This window comes from Vibrio sp. G-C-1, from assembly GCF_021728015.1.
Taxonomy (GTDB): domain Bacteria; phylum Pseudomonadota; class Gammaproteobacteria; order Enterobacterales; family Vibrionaceae; genus Vibrio; species Vibrio splendidus.
On sequence record NZ_JAKKCR010000009.1, the window covers coordinates 150,960 to 167,798 of the forward strand.

At 43.6% G+C, this 16,839-nt stretch carries 15 protein-coding genes; 9 read left to right on the top strand and 6 right to left on the bottom strand.

The window, feature by feature from the left end; genetic code table 11:
* Window positions 1–174: 174 nt before the first annotated feature.
* Entirely contained in the window at window positions 175–1,464 is a 1,290-nt protein-coding gene (locus tag L3V36_RS14725; RefSeq protein WP_004734217.1) for a citrate synthase, read from the top strand.
* Between the two features lie 136 nt (window positions 1,465–1,600).
* On the opposite strand, the gene L3V36_RS14730 is transcribed toward L3V36_RS14725, so the two are convergent.
* Window positions 1,601–2,359, bottom strand: coding sequence for a Nif3-like dinuclear metal center hexameric protein (locus L3V36_RS14730; RefSeq protein ID WP_102453294.1), 759 nt, complete (start codon window positions 2,357–2,359; stop codon window positions 1,601–1,603).
* Between the two features lie 90 nt (window positions 2,360–2,449).
* Here L3V36_RS14730 and L3V36_RS14735 point away from each other — a divergent pair, with 90 nt between their 5' ends.
* Entirely contained in the window at window positions 2,450–3,208 is a 759-nt protein-coding gene (locus tag L3V36_RS14735) for a DUF1853 family protein (RefSeq protein WP_102448539.1), read from the top strand.
* A gap of 127 nt (window positions 3,209–3,335) precedes the next feature.
* Here L3V36_RS14735 and pgm read toward each other — a convergent pair whose 3' ends face one another.
* Both pgm and seqA read right to left on the bottom strand, forming a co-directional pair.
* The gene (pgm, locus tag L3V36_RS14740; protein ID WP_208774936.1) at window positions 3,336–4,982 is read right to left on the bottom strand and encodes a phosphoglucomutase (alpha-D-glucose-1,6-bisphosphate-dependent); all 1,647 of its coding nucleotides are present in this window, start codon (window positions 4,980–4,982) and stop codon (window positions 3,336–3,338) included.
* A gap of 92 nt (window positions 4,983–5,074) precedes the next feature.
* On the bottom strand, window positions 5,075–5,614 hold the full coding sequence (gene seqA / locus L3V36_RS14745) for a replication initiation negative regulator SeqA (RefSeq protein ID WP_004734221.1): 540 nt from the start codon (window positions 5,612–5,614) through the stop codon (window positions 5,075–5,077).
* Between the two features lie 93 nt (window positions 5,615–5,707).
* On the opposite strand from seqA, the gene L3V36_RS14750 reads away from it, so the two are divergent.
* The 3 genes from L3V36_RS14750 to fldA all read left to right on the top strand — a co-directional run bounded on the left by L3V36_RS14750 (window position 5,708) and on the right by fldA (window position 7,387).
* On the top strand, window positions 5,708–6,469 hold the full coding sequence (locus L3V36_RS14750; protein WP_208775005.1) for an alpha/beta fold hydrolase: 762 nt from the start codon (window positions 5,708–5,710) through the stop codon (window positions 6,467–6,469).
* Between the two features lie 108 nt (window positions 6,470–6,577).
* On the top strand, window positions 6,578–6,796 hold the full coding sequence (locus L3V36_RS14755; RefSeq protein WP_004734223.1) for a DUF2788 domain-containing protein: 219 nt from the start codon (window positions 6,578–6,580) through the stop codon (window positions 6,794–6,796).
* A gap of 57 nt (window positions 6,797–6,853) precedes the next feature.
* A complete protein-coding gene (gene fldA, locus L3V36_RS14760; RefSeq protein ID WP_004734224.1) occupies window positions 6,854–7,387 on the top strand; it encodes a flavodoxin FldA in 534 nt (177 codons plus the stop codon).
* A 96-nt stretch (window positions 7,388–7,483) separates the two neighbouring features.
* Here fldA and L3V36_RS14765 read toward each other — a convergent pair whose 3' ends face one another.
* Window positions 7,484–7,990, bottom strand: a complete 507-nt coding sequence (locus L3V36_RS14765; protein WP_004734225.1) for a DUF4442 domain-containing protein — start codon at window positions 7,988–7,990, stop codon at window positions 7,484–7,486.
* Window positions 7,991–8,197: 207 nt separating this feature from the next.
* On the opposite strand from L3V36_RS14765, the gene fcrX reads away from it, so the two are divergent.
* Window positions 8,198–8,647, top strand: coding sequence for a ferric iron uptake transcriptional regulator FcrX (gene fcrX, locus L3V36_RS14770; protein ID WP_004734226.1), 450 nt, complete (start codon window positions 8,198–8,200; stop codon window positions 8,645–8,647).
* 160 nt (window positions 8,648–8,807) lie between these two features.
* Here the strand turns inward: fcrX and glnS are convergent, their stop codons facing one another.
* Together glnS and nagE are read right to left on the bottom strand one after the other, a co-directional pair.
* Window positions 8,808–10,475: a glutamine--tRNA ligase gene (gene glnS / locus L3V36_RS14775; protein ID WP_017084091.1), complete on the bottom strand. Its 1,668-nt coding sequence runs from the start codon at window positions 10,473–10,475 to the stop codon at window positions 8,808–8,810.
* Between the two features lie 302 nt (window positions 10,476–10,777).
* Window positions 10,778–12,337 (bottom strand): N-acetylglucosamine-specific PTS transporter subunit IIBC, encoded by a 1,560-nt coding sequence (gene nagE / locus L3V36_RS14780; RefSeq protein ID WP_017079465.1) that lies wholly within the window; start codon window positions 12,335–12,337, stop codon window positions 10,778–10,780.
* A 475-nt stretch (window positions 12,338–12,812) separates the two neighbouring features.
* Here nagE and nagA point away from each other — a divergent pair, with 475 nt between their 5' ends.
* From nagA to L3V36_RS14795, 3 genes are all read left to right on the top strand, one after another.
* Window positions 12,813–13,949, top strand: coding sequence for an N-acetylglucosamine-6-phosphate deacetylase (gene nagA / locus L3V36_RS14785; protein ID WP_017079464.1), 1,137 nt, complete (start codon window positions 12,813–12,815; stop codon window positions 13,947–13,949).
* A 2-nt stretch (window positions 13,950–13,951) separates the two neighbouring features.
* Entirely contained in the window at window positions 13,952–15,166 is a 1,215-nt protein-coding gene (locus L3V36_RS14790) for an ROK family protein (RefSeq protein ID WP_004734232.1), read from the top strand.
* Between the two features lie 84 nt (window positions 15,167–15,250).
* On the top strand, window positions 15,251–16,837 hold the full coding sequence (locus L3V36_RS14795) for a cation:proton antiporter family protein (RefSeq protein WP_017079462.1): 1,587 nt from the start codon (window positions 15,251–15,253) through the stop codon (window positions 16,835–16,837).
* Window positions 16,838–16,839 lie beyond the last annotated feature (2 nt).

Here is a 16,839-nt window from a genome sequence, read left to right on the forward strand (position 1 = left end):
ATACAATTGATGCAACAAATAATGCTACACAGAACAGATTTTTAACGAATTTAATGTAAAAAACACTAACAAGTGCACACAAAGCTGCAGAAAAATTGACTTTCTCACGTAAGACCAGTAAAAAAATGGCACATAAACATCCTGGACGGATTAATAATAACAAAGGAGATTGTTATGGCGGATAAGAAAGCTACCCTTCATATTGAAGGTCAAGCACCGATCGAATTGCCGATTACAGAAGGTGTACTTGGTACTCCGGTCATCGACGTTCGTACACTGGGTTCTAATGGTTTTTTCACTTTTGATCCTGGTTTTCTTGCCACTGCATCTTGTGAATCGCAAATAACTTATATTGACGGTGGAAAAGGTATTCTTCTACACCGTGGTTATCCAATTGATCAACTGGCCAATAACGCTGATTACTTAGAAGTTTGTTACATTCTTTTATACGGCGAAGCCCCTTCTCGAGCTCAATACGAAGAGTTCAAGACGACAGTCACACGTCACACCATGGTTCATGAGCAAATTGCTAGTTTCTTCCACGGTTTCCGCCGTGATGCTCACCCAATGGCTGTTATGTGTGGTGTGGTAGGTGCGCTTGCTGCGTTCTATCATGATTCACTAGATGTTAATAACGACACACACCGTGAAATTGCGGCATACCGCCTAATTTCAAAAATGCCTACACTGGCTGCAATGTGTTACAAATATTCTATCGGTCAACCGTTTATCTACCCGCGCAATGACCTAGGCTACGCAGAAAACTTCCTACACATGATGTATGCAAACCCATGTGAAGAATATGAAGTAAACCCTGTTGTCGCTCGCGCAATGGACAAAATCTTTACGTTACATGCTGATCACGAACAAAATGCTTCAACGTCAACGGTTCGTTTAGCAGGTTCTTCGGGTGCAAACCCATTTGCTTGTATTGCTGCTGGTATCGCTTCTTTGTGGGGTCCTGCTCACGGTGGTGCTAACGAAGCTTGTCTAATGATGCTTGAAGAGATCGGTAGCGTAGACAACATTGAAGAATATGTAGCAAAAGCAAAAGACAAAGATGACCCATTCCGCCTAATGGGCTTCGGTCACCGTGTTTACAAGAACTACGATCCACGAGCAACGGTAATGCGTGAAGCGTGTCACGAAGTACTTAAAGAGCTAAACATTCAAGATCCACTACTAGACGTAGCAATGGAACTTGAGCGCATCGCTCTTTCTGATGAGTACTTTGTTTCTAAGAAGCTATACCCGAACGTAGATTTCTACTCAGGTATCATTCTGAAAGCGATCGGTATTCCAGTATCTATGTTCACAGTAATCTTCGCGATGTCTCGTACTATCGGTTGGATTGCACACTGGAACGAAATGCACAGCGATCCGACGAACCGTATCGGTCGTCCTCGTCAGTTGTACACTGGTGAAGAACAGCGTGATTTCCAAGCTCTACACGAGCGCGAATAGTAAAGTTTCGACTTTTCTAATCGATTGAAATCAAAAAGGGTTGATGTATTAACATCAACCCTTTTTTGTCTTCCAGTATTTCGTATCACTTCAATGAAGGTACAAATATCCAGAAAGTCATAATCTCTAAACGTGGTTACACTGGATTATCAATATCGATAAATTCTACGTCTAAGCCATGTTCTTTCGTTAGCCATTCACCTAGCGCTTTCACACCATAGCGTTCTGTTGCATGGTGGCCTGCGGCAAAGTAATGAATGTCTTGCTCACGTGCAGAGTACGTTGTGCGCTCTGAAATTTCACCAGAGATAAATGCATCAATACCTTTAGACGCAGCTAACTCAATGTAGTCTTGACCACCACCAGTGCACCAACCGACAGTCGTAATCATTTTATCTTGGTTTTCTGGAGCGATATGTAATGGCTTGCGGTTCAAAGCTTGACCAATCTTTTCTGCGAACTCCGCACCTGTCATTGGTGAACTCAACTTACCAAACATCGCAACAGATTGTGGATGCCCTTCCAAGCCGCCTTCAACTTCAATGTCGAGCAACTCTGCAAGCTTGGCGTTGTTACCAAGTTCAGGGTGGATATCCAGTGGTAAGTGGTAACCTAAAAGGTTGATGTCGTTTTTAATCAGAGTCCGAATGCGCTTACCCTTCATACCACGAATGGCTTCTGACTCACCTTTCCAAAAGAAACCGTGATGGACCAATAAAGCGTCTGCGTTCAGTTCTACCGCTTTATCAATTAATGCTTGAGAAGCTGTCACACCAGTAACAATGCGCTTCACTTGCGAAGTACCTTCCACTTGAAGACCATTAGGACAGTAATCTTTAATCTGCTGTGGCTGAAGTTTTTCGTTAAGTAGCTTTTCTAATTGTAAGTTATTCATTTTTCTTTCCAGCTTAACTTTATAATAACGTCGTTATATCAATTTACGGGTAGAATGTCGAAAGCCCCACGATGAGTTTATGAGGAACCGATGACAGCACTGCAACGTTTTTACCAATGGGTCATCGACTCACCGCCGTTACTGAAAATTAAGCCACCGATTTCCGATCTTGGTGCATTCTTAAGCCCCCATGCCATCGACTCATCACACACTTATAACGGAAACCCAAGGTTAGGTTTCCTCTACCAGCATCTATGTGAACAAGTCATTGAAGCCTCACCTGATTATTCGGTCAAGTACGATGAGATTCAAATTAATGTTGAGGGAAGAACACTCGGTGCTATCGACTTTATTTTAGAAGAAGAAAGTAGCCAAAAGCTGCAACACTGGGAAGTCGCGATCAAGTTTTACCTGCTCCATGAACAGACATGGTTTGGTCCTAACTCTCATGACCAATTGGATAAGAAGTTAGACAGGATGCTCACCCATCAACTTGGCATGTCCTCTTCAGCGGCGTTTGTGGAGCAATATCCAGAGATCGATGTCGACTCAAAACATCTCCTCATGCAGGGCCGTCTCTATACCAACCCCTTCTTAGTTCAAAAAGTACCTACTGAATGTTTGGGCTATGACATTAATTCAAGCCAAGTAAACGGCTTTTGGTGCTATCAAAACCAAGCTCATTTAATCACTGAAGCGCTCTACCCTCTCACCAAAGAGCAGTGGGCAGCTGGAACTGATGACTTCAGCTGTGAACCTCTTTCTGAGTTTGGTGATCGCTTCGTTCATGGACAAACCAAATCTGGTCAATTCTGGTTTGTGATGCCACAAAGCTGGCCACACGGATAATCTATTCAGCCATTAAGTAGACTTAGACTTAGCCTTAGCCACTTGCTTACAGACAAATAAAAAGGGCTGATGCTTTCACATCAACCCTTTCACTATTTACTTGATGACTCTACTAATCGGTATTCGATTATAGGCCAGCGGCTGCAAATACTTGATTAACAATCTCTTGAGCTTCTGCTTCGATTGCTTTCAGGTGCTCTTCACCTTTAAAGCTTTCACAGTAGATCTTGTAGATGTCTTCTGTACCTGATGGACGAGCAGCAAACCAACCGTTTTCAGTCGTCACTTTTAGGCCACCAATCGCAGCGCCATTACCCGGAGCGTGCGTTAGGCGTGCAGTAATTGGGTCACCAGCCAGCGTCTCAGCAGAAACCATCTCTGGAGACAGCTTCTTAAGTACGTCTTTTTGTGCACCATTTGCTACCGCTTGAATACGGTTATACTTAGATTCGCCGTGTTTAGCAGCAAGCTCTTCGTAGTATTCTTGTGGATTCTTACCCGTTACTGCAGTGATCTCAGCCGCAAGCAGGCAAAGAATTAGGCCATCTTTATCTGTTGACCAAGGCGTTCCGTCTTTACGTAAGAAAGATGCACCAGCACTCTCTTCACCACCGAAACCAAACTGACCGTTGTATAAGCCATCAACGAACCATTTGAAACCAACTGGCACTTCACAAAGTTCACGGCCTAAGTCAGCAACAACACGGTCGATTAGTGCACTTGATACTAGTGTTTTACCCACTGCAACGTCTTTACCCCAACCTTCACGGTTACGGTATAGGTAGTCAATACACACCGCTAGGAAGTGGTTTGGATTCATCAGGCCTTTTGGCGTAACGATGCCGTGGCGATCGTAATCAGGGTCGTTACCAAACGCTAGTTGATAGTCGTCTTTAAGCGCCAGTAAGCCTGCCATTGCGTACGGAGAAGAACAATCCATACGAACCACACCATCTTTGTCTAGAGACATAAATTGGAACGAAGGATCAACCGCTTCACTGACCAGAGTAAGATCTAGGTTGTGCGCTTTGCCAATTTGACGCCAGTAATCAATACCGCTGCCACCCAGTGGATCAACACCAATCTTGATGTTTGCTTTCTGGATCGCTTCCATATCAACCACGTTAACCAAGTCAGCAACGTATGGTGCAACTAAATCAACTTCTTTCACTAGCTCAGACTGTTTAGCCTGTGCGATAGGAGTGCGCTTTACACCTTGCATTTGCTCAGCAATGATGACGTTCGCACGATCTTCAATCGCTTGAGTTAGCTCAGCCTCAGCAGGGCCACCGTGTGTCGGATTGTATTTAATACCACCGTCTTGTGGTGGGTTATGCGAAGGCGTGATAACAATGCCGTCTGCTTTTTTGTCATTCACTAGGTTATGCGTAAGAATCGCGTGCGAGATACCTGGTGTTGGAGTAAAGCCATTGTTTTCTTGAATAATAACTTCAACACCGTTGGCTACAAGCACTTCGATTACAGTAGAAAACGCAGGCTCAGAGAGAGCGTGAGTATCTTTACCTAGGAAAAGAGGCCCTGTTGTACCTTGCTCAGCACGAACTTCAGCCACCGCTTGTGCGATCGCTAGGATGTGGTTTTCATTAAATGTTGATTTGTCTGCTGTACCACGGTGACCTGAAGTACCGAACAGTACTTTGTGGTCTGGGTTAGTAGCATCCGGTTGCTGTAAGAAATAGTTAGCCACTAAAGCCGGAATATTATGAAGATCTTCCTGCTGAGCTTTCTGCCCAGCACGAGGGTGCATAGCCATTTTTCGACATCCTTATATATAAAATTTAAAAACAAAAAAACCTCATAATATCTTCTTATCCATGGATATTATGAGGTTTAAATCAGATTTCGTTAAATTGAACCTGTTACTTTTTCTATCAATTCTGCTTGGAAACTCATGCGGCTCATAAGCTGTTCAACCATTTGTCTTTTACGGCTAGTGTTATTGTTAGTTATAACCCAAAAAGGACTTTGTGGAATGGCTTTAGGCTTAGTTGTGTTGCCGTTTGCTAGCAAGGTCTCTTCGTTGTCTGCAAAGTAAACACGCTTGCGGCCTTTTACTTGAGTTGCTTCTGAAAAGCTTAAAGGGTCGATTTTATGCAGTGTCGATAACACAAGCATGAAACGATCAATGGCTTTCTTCAGTGATGCAAACTCATCTGATATTAGTAGTGAGCGCATTTCTTTAACACCATCGAACTTCTCTGGAGTAAAGCCTACCTCTTTGCTAACAACGATACCTTTTGGCTCAACGATCTCTTCGATCGGAACCATGCCTTGGCTATCAACCTGTAATAAGCGGCGCAGAATATCTGAAGCGCTTTCGCCAATACGTTCTGTCTGACCCGCAATAAAACGGTATAGGTCCTCATCAACCTCAATTGTTTTCATTCGCTTTTCACAATCTCAATGTTTAAACTCAGGGGGATTATAGCGAGATCCGCGCGGATACTCTACGTCAAACCCACCATGAATAAGATAAAAATGTCAGTACAGCTCAACTATAAATTAGAAGGTGCGGGTCACACCATTGTTTTGATCCATGGATTATTCGGTAATCTGGACAACCTTGGCTTGCTCGCTAGGGATCTAAAAGCCGATCACCAGGTACTTAGTATCGATCTACGCAACCACGGCCAATCCTTCCATAGTGACACTCACGACTATAAAGCAATGGCACAAGATGTGGCTCAACTACTGAATGTTCTTGAGTTAAATGATGTCACTGTGATTGGTCATTCCATGGGTGGCAAGGTAGCGATGGCGCTGACACAACATCTTACGCTGCATAAATTGATTGTCTTGGATATGGCACCAGTCGCGTACACCCAAAGTCGCCACGACAACGTATTCGCCGGCCTACAAGCTGTGATAGAAGAAAAACCGACCTCACGCTCAGACGCGCTGAAAATCCTCGCAAAACATATCGAAATTGATGGGGTTCGCCAGTTCTTGACTAAATCCTTGTTCAAAACGGAACAAGGCATCATGGAATGGCGCTTCAACGTTGCTTCGTTATTAAGCAACTATCCACAAATTATTGGTTGGGAACCGCTCGAGAAAACCTCGGTCAAAACCTTACTAATAAAAGGTGGGGATTCTGATTACCTCACAGCTGAGCATCAAACCGCCGTTCAACAGCAGTTTTCCAACGCAAAGGCTCATGTTATCGCTAACACGGGACACTGGTTACACGCGGAAAAGCCAGCTGAAGTACTCCGTGTAATAAGAAAATTCATTGCTTAGATAGGTTGATTAGTCGATATAAATGAGAGCTGTGTAATCACAGCAGATTAACTTTATCTCACAACAGTGATATAGTGCGCCCAAGCAAATTTGGTATATAAGGTTCCCATGCTTTACGACTACATGAACATCATTGAATCTATTGGTTTAGATCTTCTGTTTGCCGCGATTTTCTTTCTAATCGGAATGGCAATTAAAGACGTTCTAAAGGAAGGAAATGTTCCTGCATTTGGTCGTCGCATCGTATGGTTAGTACTTTTCCTTGGCTGCGCAGGTTTTATCGCAAAAGGGATAATCCAACTAAGCTGGGAAGGAACTGGAATCTAACGATTTCCTCCGAACTTTATTACACCGACAACAGACAAAATGAAAGGTAATGATTCTATGGCAAGTGTAGGTCTCTTCTTTGGTAGCGATACAGGTAACACTGAAGCTGTTGCTAAGATGATTCAAAAGCAATTGGGCAAGCAGCTCGTTCAAGTTCAAGACATTGCAAAAAGCAGCAAAGAAGATATCGATAACTTCGATCTACTGCTGCTTGGTATCCCTACGTGGTACTACGGCGAAGCACAATGTGATTGGGACGACTTTTTCCCTGAGCTAGAAGCTATTGATTTTTCAACTAAGCTTGTTGCTATCTTTGGTTGTGGCGACCAAGAAGATTACGCAGAATACTTCTGTGATGCTATGGGTACTATCCGTGACATCGTTGAAGCGAAAGGCGGTACTATCCTAGGTCACACATCAACTGAAAGCTACGAATTCGAAGCATCGAAAGGCTTAGTTGAAGGCGATGACAGCCAATTCGTTGGTCTATGTATCGATGAAGACCGTCAACCTGAGCTAACTGATGAGCGTGTATCTAACTGGGTTAAACAAATCCACGAAGAAATGTGCCTAGCAGAGCTAGAAGACTAATTCTCTACCGATTGTTAATTGTTACAATTAATGACCGATATGTAGATATGAAAAAACCTCCTTATAGGAGGTTTTTTGCTATTTAATGTTCACCAATCAACACTCAGCTTCTAATGCTTCGTCATCATCTCTAAATTGTGGCTTCTTTCTCACATACAGGGTTCGCTGAATTTCTGACACTACATTCCCCTGCTTATCTTTAACGTGGATAATAAATTCGGGAAAACATTTCTCACCAAGCTGTGTCTGACGATAGATATCATCCAGTTGCCCTTGGCTTATCTCAAAATCTGCATACAAGTCGGATTGACCCGGCTTGATAAAGTTAATACTCGCCTCTTTATCCCAAACATAATATCGCTCACCCAAAATTCCCATTAACATCAAAGAGTAAACTGGATCGGTAAGAGAAAAGATACTGCCGCCATATTGAGTACGATTGGCGTTCTTATTCCACCAGCGCAGCTTTAGTATCGTCTTAACAACCCTAAAGTCAGGGCTAATGTGAGCTATTCGAATTCCCGCCCCCCAAAAAGGAGGCCAAATATTGAGAGCAAATTTTACAATGTTGGGTTTATATATTTTTGCGAGTTGCTTATTCATAACAACATTCCATGTTCATATCAGAAACACCGTCAGCTTGACTGGTCGTACCTCCACTATAAGTGAGATACTTCCAATTTACAAAACAGATTGTGATGTCAGTAAGTAACCCTTTGAAGTTCGTGGTTTATTGTTATGCCTGACTAAACTATAATGGTATTAATATTGAATTCTGTTAATTGCTGCAGATCATCAACAGGAAAGTATATGTCAGACAATAATCAAGCGCTAAAAGATGCTGGTCTTAAAGTGACCCTCCCACGGCTCAAAATTTTAGAAGTATTACAACAACCAGACTGCCAACATATTAGTGCTGAAGATTTATATAAAAAGCTGATCGACTTAGGTGAAGAGATAGGTCTTGCGACCGTTTATCGCGTACTGAACCAATTCGATGATGCTGGCATTGTAACTCGCCACCACTTCGAAGGCGGCAAGTCTGTATTTGAACTTTCAACACAGCATCACCACGATCACCTAGTATGTTTAGACTGCGGTGAAGTTATCGAATTCTCTGATGATCTTATCGAAGAAAGACAAAAAGAAATCGCTCAACGCTACAACGTACAGTTAACTAACCACAGTTTATATCTGTATGGTAAAAGCATCACTGGGGATTGCAAAGGCAACCCAGACGCGCATAAAGCGAAGAAATAACACAGAACGCTGGCTTAGGCCGGCGTTTTTTATATAGGCTGATACCGTATTAAGAATCACAGTAGCTTGGCCCACAATTTGGTTATTTCCCAGACACAAAAAAACCGGCTCTAAGCCGGTTTTTTATTGGGTCGTTTTTAACAAACTAAGCACTCAAGCATTAAGCTTCAGTTTTACCCCAAGTGTCACGTAGACCAACCGTGCGGTTGAATACTAGTGCGTCTGCTTTAGAGTCTTTCGAATCCACACAGAAGTAGCCTGTACGTTCAAACTGGTACGCTTGCTCTGCTACACCTTCCGCTAAGCTAGGTTCAACAAAACCATTTAGCGTAACAAGTGATTCAGGGTTTAGCGTTGCAGCGAAGTCATCAGCAGCGGCTGGGTTTGGCACTGTGAATAGACGATCGTACAAACGAATCTCAGCAGGCAGCGCTTTATCAGCAGATACCCAGTGGATAACGCCTTTCACTTTGCGGCCATCTGCAGGGTTCTTACCCAATGTTTCATTGTCGTAAGAACAGAAGATAGTCGTAATGTTGCCTTCTGCATCTTTTTCGATACGTTCAGCTTTGATCACGTAAGCACCACGAAGACGAACTTCTTTGCCAAGAACCAAACGCTTGTATTTCTTGTTTGCTTCTTCACGGAAGTCGTCACGCTCAATCCAAACTTCACGTGTAAATGGAACTTCACGAGTACCCATTTCTGGCTTGTTCGGATGGTTTGCCACTGTCAGTGTTTCTACTGTATCAGCGTCGTAGTTTTCAATCACGACCTTGATAGGGTCAAGAACAGCCATTGCACGAGGTGCATTTTCGTTCAGATCATCACGGATACAAGATTCAAGTGAGCCGAACTCAATCATGTTCTCTTGTTTAGTCACACCAATACGTTTACAGAATTCGCGAATCGAGCTTGAAGTGAAGCCACGACGACGCAAACCAGAGATTGTTGGCATACGTGGATCGTCCCAACCTTCAACTAGGTTTTCAACCACAAGTTGGTTCAGCTTACGCTTCGACATTACCGTATATTCAAGATTCAGACGGCTAAACTCGTACTGACGAGGTTGGCAATCAATCGTGATGTTGTCTAGAACCCAGTCATACAAACGACGGTTATCTTGGAATTCAAGCGTACAAATAGAGTGCGTAATGCCCTCTAGCGCATCAGAGATACAGTGAGTGAAGTCGTACATTGGGTAAATGCACCACTTGTCAGCAGTCTGATGATGGTGAGCAAAACGAACACGGTAGATAACTGGATCGCGCATAACCATGAATGAAGAGCTCATGTCGATCTTAGCACGTAGACATGCTTTGCCTTCTTCGAAGCCACCGTCACGCATTTTTTCAAACAACGCTAGGTTTTCTTCAGGGCTGCGATCACGGTATGGGCTCGCTTTACCAGGCTCTTTTAACGTGCCACGGTATTCACGGATCTGCTCAGGACTTAGCTCGTCAACATACGCTAAGCCTTTATTAATTAATTCCACAGCATAAGCGTAAAGCGTATCGAAGTAGTTTGATGAGTAACAAATATCACCAGACCATTCGAAGCCTAACCAGCTTACATCATTCTTAATTGACTCAACGTATTCAACGTCTTCTTTTTCAGGGTTTGTATCATCGAAACGAAGATTACATTGTCCCTGGTAGTCCTGAGCAATACCAAAGTTCAAGCAAATAGATTTAGCGTGACCAATGTGCAGGTAGCCATTTGGCTCCGGCGGGAAACGAGTATGCACGCTACTGTGTGTACCATCCGCTAAATCTTTATCGATAATTTGGCGAATGAAATTCGATGGACGAGCCTCAGCTTCACTCATCTATAGCACCTCTATGTATTTAGTATTGTCAGAGAAAGTTATCTTTCATATCCGAGACAAAGGCGGCTTTTGCTGCCTATCAAAGATAGAAAGATCATTGTTGCTAATCATCCACAATTCTTCGCCTTTGCACAATAAGAACCATCAGTTAATTGTGATTATTTCTGCTATTCGATGAAGAATAGAACGAACCTTGTTCACTGGCCTTACATGACAGGCACAAAAAAGCCTCCCGTGTGGGAGGCTTTCAATTTGAAACTTAGTTAAGAGCCGTTGTTACGTCTTAACAAGTACTTCCTTTACTATGGAAGTTTTACATCAGATAGGTCTTCACCTGCACCGATAGCTTTCATTTCGCCAGCGACGATTTCAGCTAGTGGGCCTAGGATAACCTGTAGGTTGTTCTCACCTAGTTTAACCACACCTTTAGCGCCAAGTTTCTTAAGAACAACTTCATCAGCGATAGAGCGGTCTTTAAGAGTTAGACGTAGACGAGTGATACAAGCATCGATTGAAGTCAGGTTTTCGTGACCACCTAGAGCTTTCAGGTATTGACGAGCAACGTCACCTTTTGGCGCGTCACCCGCAGGAGCTGCTGCAGCTTCGTCATCATCTTCACGACCTGGCGATTTCAAGTTGAAAGCGCGGATTGCGAAAGAGAAAGTGAAGAAGTATAGAGCACCGAATGCTAAGCCAATCAATAGTAGAGTGAATGGTTTAGTTGCTAGACCCCAGTTCAGTACGAAGTCAATTAGACCAGCAGAGAAACCGAAACCGTGCAGAGTACCAAACATGTTTGCCACTACTAGAGACAGACCTGTAAATACCGCGTGCATTGCGTATAGAGCAGGAGCTAGGAATACGAACATGAATTCTAGCGGCTCCGTGATACCTGTTAGGAATGAACAGAATGCAACTGAGAACAATGCGCCACCAACTTGGCTACGTTTTTCAGCAGGAGCAGCTAGGTACATTGCAAGTGCAGCACCTGGTAGACCGAACATCATTACTGGGAAGAAACCGTTCATGAATACGCCAGCGCCTTTATCGCCACCGAAGAAACGGTGTAGGTCGCCAGATTTAACTGTTTCAGTCACTTCTTTAACAACAGTAGTAATCTCTGGGGTTACTGAGTTAGCGAATGTGAATGTATGCTCTTGACCAACAACTAGAGTTTTAGCCAGTGCAGGGTCAACACAAAGTTGAGTGATGTTAGCGAATGCGCCTTGACCAGCAACGATGATTTCTTGACACGTACCCATACCGAACCAGAAGTATGAGTTCAATACGTGGTGTAGACCTACAGGGATTAGTGCACGGTTAAGAGTACCGTAAACGAATTGGCCAACAGCACCAGACGTTGATACCGCGTGAGCTAGTGCATCTAGACCAGATTGAATACCAGGCCAAACCACACCAGACACAGCACCTGCAACAAGTGCAAATAGACCGGCCATGATAGGTACTAAACGTTTACCCGCGAAGAAAGCCAGCCACTCAGGAAGGCGTGTTGCATGGAAAGCGTTGTAAGAGTGACCTGCGATGATACCTGCGAAGATACCGCCGAAGAATGACATGTTAACGTCTGCGTTAATTGTGGTTGCTGTTGCTGTTAGTACGAAGTAAGCAACTGCACCAGCAAGACCCGCTGCGCCGTTACCGTCTTTAGAAAGACCAATCGCGATACCTAGACCAAATAGCAATGGTAGGTTACCGAAGATAGCACCACCAGCTTCTGCCATGAATGGAATATCAAGTAGATCGCCTTGACCTAAACGTAAAAGAAGCGCCGCAATCGGAAGCGTTGCGATTGGTAGCATTAACGCCTTACCAAGCTTCTGTGCATATCCTAGAATATTCACCAGTTGTTTCCCCCTATAGGATTTTTTAGAATTCGTTTGAGAAACTTATTTTAGTCGCTCAATTTAGTCCTATTCAGTGTATTCAATTAATTTTGCTCCGCAAATTAAAACCTTACCATTTGTGATCGTAATCACCAGTTTTTACCAAATCCAGAGGTTTTTGCTAGCGAGATCATAAAACTTATTTTATCATTCAAAAAAATGAACGTTTATAGATAAAATCTAAACCTAATCATTAGACAAAATGATGCTATCTCTGGGTTTACACTGTCCAATAAACAATCATTGAAAGTGAACCTAAATGTATATCTATAATTAATTGTTCATATATTTTTCAACAACTTAAATCGCTTCCCATCTTGAAGCCGTTTGCCCATAAAAGATAAATCGTTACGTAAATGATGCTCGCAAACTAAGTCCACATTTAGGTAACGAACAAATTTTAAAGATCTCACGAAATAAGGATTAGCTGACTATGTACGCGCTAAGTAACTGTAAAATTTACACTGGTAGTGATGTTCTAACCGATCATGCTGTTGTAATCGAAAACGAACTGATCAAAAAAGTCTGTCCTATCTCTGAATTACCAGAAGGAATCGAAGTTCGCGACCTAAACGGAGCAAACCTAAGCCCAGGCTTCATTGACCTACAATTGAATGGTTGTGGCGGTGTAATGCTTAACGATGAGATCACTGCAGACACAATGCAGATCATGCACAAAGCAAACCTTAAATCTGGCTGTACTAGCTTCCTGCCAACGCTAATCACTTCTTCTGACGAAGACATGCGCGCGGTTATTACCGCAGCTCGTGAATATCACAACCAATACCAAAACCAATCTCTTGGCCTACACCTTGAAGGTCCGTATTTAAACGTTGCGAAAAAAGGCATTCACAGCGTCGATCACATTCGTAAATCTGACAGCGAAATGATTGAGCTTATCTGTGAGAACAATGACCTTGTTGCAAAAGTAACATTGGCTCCAGAACTCAACGACCCAGAACACATTGAGCGTCTGCGCAAAGCTGGTGTGGTTGTTTCGATTGGTCACACGAATGCAACGTACGCAGAAGCGCGTCAAGGTTTTGAGTCAGGCATTACATTTGCCACTCACCTGTTCAACGCGATGACTCCTATGGTTGGTCGTGAACCTGGCGTTGTTGGCGCGATTTACGATACTCCTGAGGTTTATGCTGGCATTATTGCCGATGGCTTCCACGTTGATTACGCAAACATTCGAATTGCGCACAAAATCAAGGGAGAAAAGTTGGTATTAGTGACGGATGCCACAGCTCCTGCAGGTGCTGACATGGAATACTTTATTTTTGTCGGTAAGAAAGTATATTACCGTGATGGTAAGTGTGTTGATGAAAACGGCACACTGGGCGGCTCGGCTCTGACTATGATTGAAGCAGTTCAGAATACAGTTGAGCACGCCGGTATCGCTTTAGACGAAGCTCTTCGCATGGCTACGCTATACCCAGCTACGGCTATCGGTGTAGAAAGCAAGCTAGGTCGAATCAAAAAAGGCATGGTTGCAAACCTAGCTGTATTTGACCGAGACTTTAACGTTAAAGCGACTGTTGTTAACGGACAATACGAGCACAATTAAGTATGAATGGCGGACAAATAGGTAACGTAGACTTAGTTAAACAACTAAACAGTGCGGCGGTATACCGACTAATAGACCAACAAGGGCCTATCAGTCGTATACAAGTGGCTGATGTAAGCCAACTCGCACCGGCAAGTGTTACAAAAATTACCCGCCAACTTTTAGAGCGCGGCCTAATTAAAGAGGTTGCGCAGCAAGCGTCTACTGGCGGTAGACGCGCTATCTCCCTAACCACAGAAGTAGAGCCTTTTCACTCTGTCGCTGTGCGCTTAGGCCGAGACTACATTCAAATAAGCCTGCATGACCTTGGCGGTCGTGAGTTGGCTTTCCAACAGCAAGACCTGAATTACTCAGACCAATCAGACCTCACCCAAGGCTTGGTCAATAACTTGAAGGCTTTCATTGCTGAACACCAACCAAAGATCGACCAACTGATTGCCATTGGTGTCACTCTTCCAGGCTTGGTTAACCCAACGACAGGTGTCGTTGAGTACATGCCAAATACAGACATCGATAACCTTGCGTTAAGCGACATTATTCGCGACACATTCCATGTTGCTTGTTTTGTTGGTAATGACGTTCGAGGAATGGCGCTTGCGGAACACTACTTCGGTGCAAGTAAAGACAGCCAAGATTCTATTTTGGTTAGCGTTCACCGTGGTACTGGTGCTGGTATTATTGTTAATGGTCAGGTTTTCCTTGGCCATAACCGCAACGTGGGTGAAATTGGTCATATCCAAATTGATCCACTTGGCGAGCAATGCCAATGCGGTAATTTCGGTTGTCTTGAAACCGTAGCGGCAAACCCTGCCATTGTTGAACGTGTCCAAAAGCTAATTAAGCAAGGTTATGAGTCCTCGCTAACAGAGATTGAGCACATTACCATTCAAGATGTATGTGACCATGCTATCAATGGCGACGAACTGGCTAAGCAAAGTTTGGTTCGAGTAGGTAATCAACTGGGTAAAGCTATCGCAATGACGATTAACTTGTTTAATCCTCAGAAAGTTATCATTGCTGGTGATATTACAAAGGCACAAGAGATTGTTTTCCCTGCAATTAAGCGCAATGTAGAGAATCAGTCGTTAACGGCTTTCCATAGCGGCCTGCCTATTGTAGCATCACAGATCGATAAACATCCTACGATGGGAGCTTTTGCCATGATTAAGCGCGCCATGCTCAACGGTGTGTTACTTCAAAAGCTTCTTGAAGACTAAAGAAAAACAACTCTGATTTTCCGCGGGCCGTGTTTGTATAAACACGGCCCGTTTTTTTAAGCTAGGGAACTACTACTACAAGTTATGGAACTTATATTAATATCCACTGCGTTTATTGCAGGATTTATTGCTTTAAAGTGTCACCTTCCCCCATTGGTCGGCTTTTTGGTCGCTGGTTTTGGGTTATTTGCTCTGGGTTTTGAAACCAATGACACCATCATTACCTTGGCTGACCTTGGTGTCACCCTGCTTCTATTTACGATTGGCTTAAAGCTCGATATCAAAACCCTACTCTCTAAAGAGATCTGGGCTGGCGCAACAATCCACAACCTTTTATCCACTCTGTTTTTTGCGGTCGCCCTGTTTGGTTTTAAATTCCTAGGTATTTCCTCGTTGGCAGCCATGTCAATAGAACAGATTGTTCTACTCGGTTTTGCCCTTTCATTCTCTAGTACCGTATTCGCAGTTAAGTCTCTGCAAGAGAAAGGGGAAATGAATGCGACCTATGGAACATTAGCGATCGGTATTCTGGTCATGCAGGATATCTTTGCCGTGGTCTTCTTAACGGCATCGACAGGCAAAATTCCAGAGTGGTATGCCATCGCACTGTTCGCTTTGCCATTCTGTCGTCCATTGTTTTACAAAGTCCTCGACTGGGTTGGTCACGGCGAAATGTTGGTGCTGTTCGGCATTTTCTTCGCATTGGTCGTCGGTGCAGGCTTGTTCCAGTTTGTAGGGGTTAAACCAGATCTAGGTGCTCTGATCTTAGGTATGTTGTTAGCCGGTCACCCAAAAGCTTCAGAGCTGTCGAAATCGCTGTTTAACCTCAAAGAGCTTTTCCTTGTCTGCTTCTTCTTGAATATTGGATTATCCGAGCAACCTACCATTCAAGGCTTTATGCTCGCCATCTTATTCTTGCTGTTGCTGCCAGTGAAAGGCGTGCTTTACTTCTTGGTACTCAACCGCTTCAAATTCCGTGTTCGAACCTCTCTACTCGCCTCTCTATCATTATTTAACTACAGTGAATTTGGTCTTATCGTCGGTGGTCTTGCCTTTAAGATGGGGTGGATGTCTGGCGATATATTAGTGGCGGTGGCAATTGCGGTTTCGTTATCGTTCTTAATCGCTGCTCCTTTAAACAAAGCGGGTCATAAGCTTTATCAACAGTCAGGTAAGTGGCTCAAAGAGCACGCTGCTGAAAAGCTTCATCAACGTGATAAACGAATTGATCCTGGTCGCGCACAAGTGCTTATTCTTGGTATGGGGCGCATTGGTACCGGCGCCTACGATGAATTGCGTTCTCGCTATGGCAAGGTTAGCTTAGGTGTCGAAGTTCGTGAAGAAGCCGCACACAACCATAGAAGCCTTGGAAGAAACGTTATTTCTGGCGATGCAACTGACCCAGATTTCTGGGAGCGTATCTTAGATACAGCAAACGTGAAGCTAGTGATCTTGGCGATGCCTCATCACCAAGGTAATCAAACAGCCTTAGAACAGCTAAAATCACGTAATTTTAAAGGTCAAATCGCAGCCATTGCTGAATACTCCGACCAGCTAGAAACATTGAAAGAGAATGGTGTCGATGCAGCATTCAACATCTACAGTGAAGCTGGTAGTGGTTTTGCTCGACACGTATGTGAGCAATTAAACCCTAACATCAATAAGATCTAATC

Bases quoted from the DNA above. Each gene is read 5' to 3' on its own strand.
- L3V36_RS14725 (WP_004734217.1), top strand. From the start codon at position 175: ATGGCGGATAAGAAAGCTACCCTTCATATTGAAGGTCAAGCACCGATC.
- L3V36_RS14730 (WP_102453294.1), bottom strand. From the start codon at position 2,359: ATGAATAACTTACAATTAGAAAAGCTACTTAACGAAAAACTTCAGCCA.
- L3V36_RS14735 (WP_102448539.1), top strand. From the start codon at position 2,450: ATGACAGCACTGCAACGTTTTTACCAATGGGTCATCGACTCACCGCCG.
- pgm (WP_208774936.1), bottom strand. From the start codon at position 4,982: ATGGCTATGCACCCTCGTGCTGGGCAGAAAGCTCAGCAGGAAGATCTT.
- seqA (WP_004734221.1), bottom strand. From the start codon at position 5,614: ATGAAAACAATTGAGGTTGATGAGGACCTATACCGTTTTATTGCGGGT.
- L3V36_RS14750 (WP_208775005.1), top strand. From the start codon at position 5,708: ATGTCAGTACAGCTCAACTATAAATTAGAAGGTGCGGGTCACACCATT.
- L3V36_RS14755 (WP_004734223.1), top strand. From the start codon at position 6,578: ATGCTTTACGACTACATGAACATCATTGAATCTATTGGTTTAGATCTT.
- fldA (WP_004734224.1), top strand. From the start codon at position 6,854: ATGGCAAGTGTAGGTCTCTTCTTTGGTAGCGATACAGGTAACACTGAA.
- L3V36_RS14765 (WP_004734225.1), bottom strand. From the start codon at position 7,990: ATGAATAAGCAACTCGCAAAAATATATAAACCCAACATTGTAAAATTT.
- fcrX (WP_004734226.1), top strand. From the start codon at position 8,198: ATGTCAGACAATAATCAAGCGCTAAAAGATGCTGGTCTTAAAGTGACC.
- glnS (WP_017084091.1), bottom strand. From the start codon at position 10,475: ATGAGTGAAGCTGAGGCTCGTCCATCGAATTTCATTCGCCAAATTATC.
- nagA (WP_017079464.1), top strand. From the start codon at position 12,813: ATGTACGCGCTAAGTAACTGTAAAATTTACACTGGTAGTGATGTTCTA.
- L3V36_RS14790 (WP_004734232.1), top strand. From the start codon at position 13,952: ATGAATGGCGGACAAATAGGTAACGTAGACTTAGTTAAACAACTAAAC.
- L3V36_RS14795 (WP_017079462.1), top strand. From the start codon at position 15,251: ATGGAACTTATATTAATATCCACTGCGTTTATTGCAGGATTTATTGCT.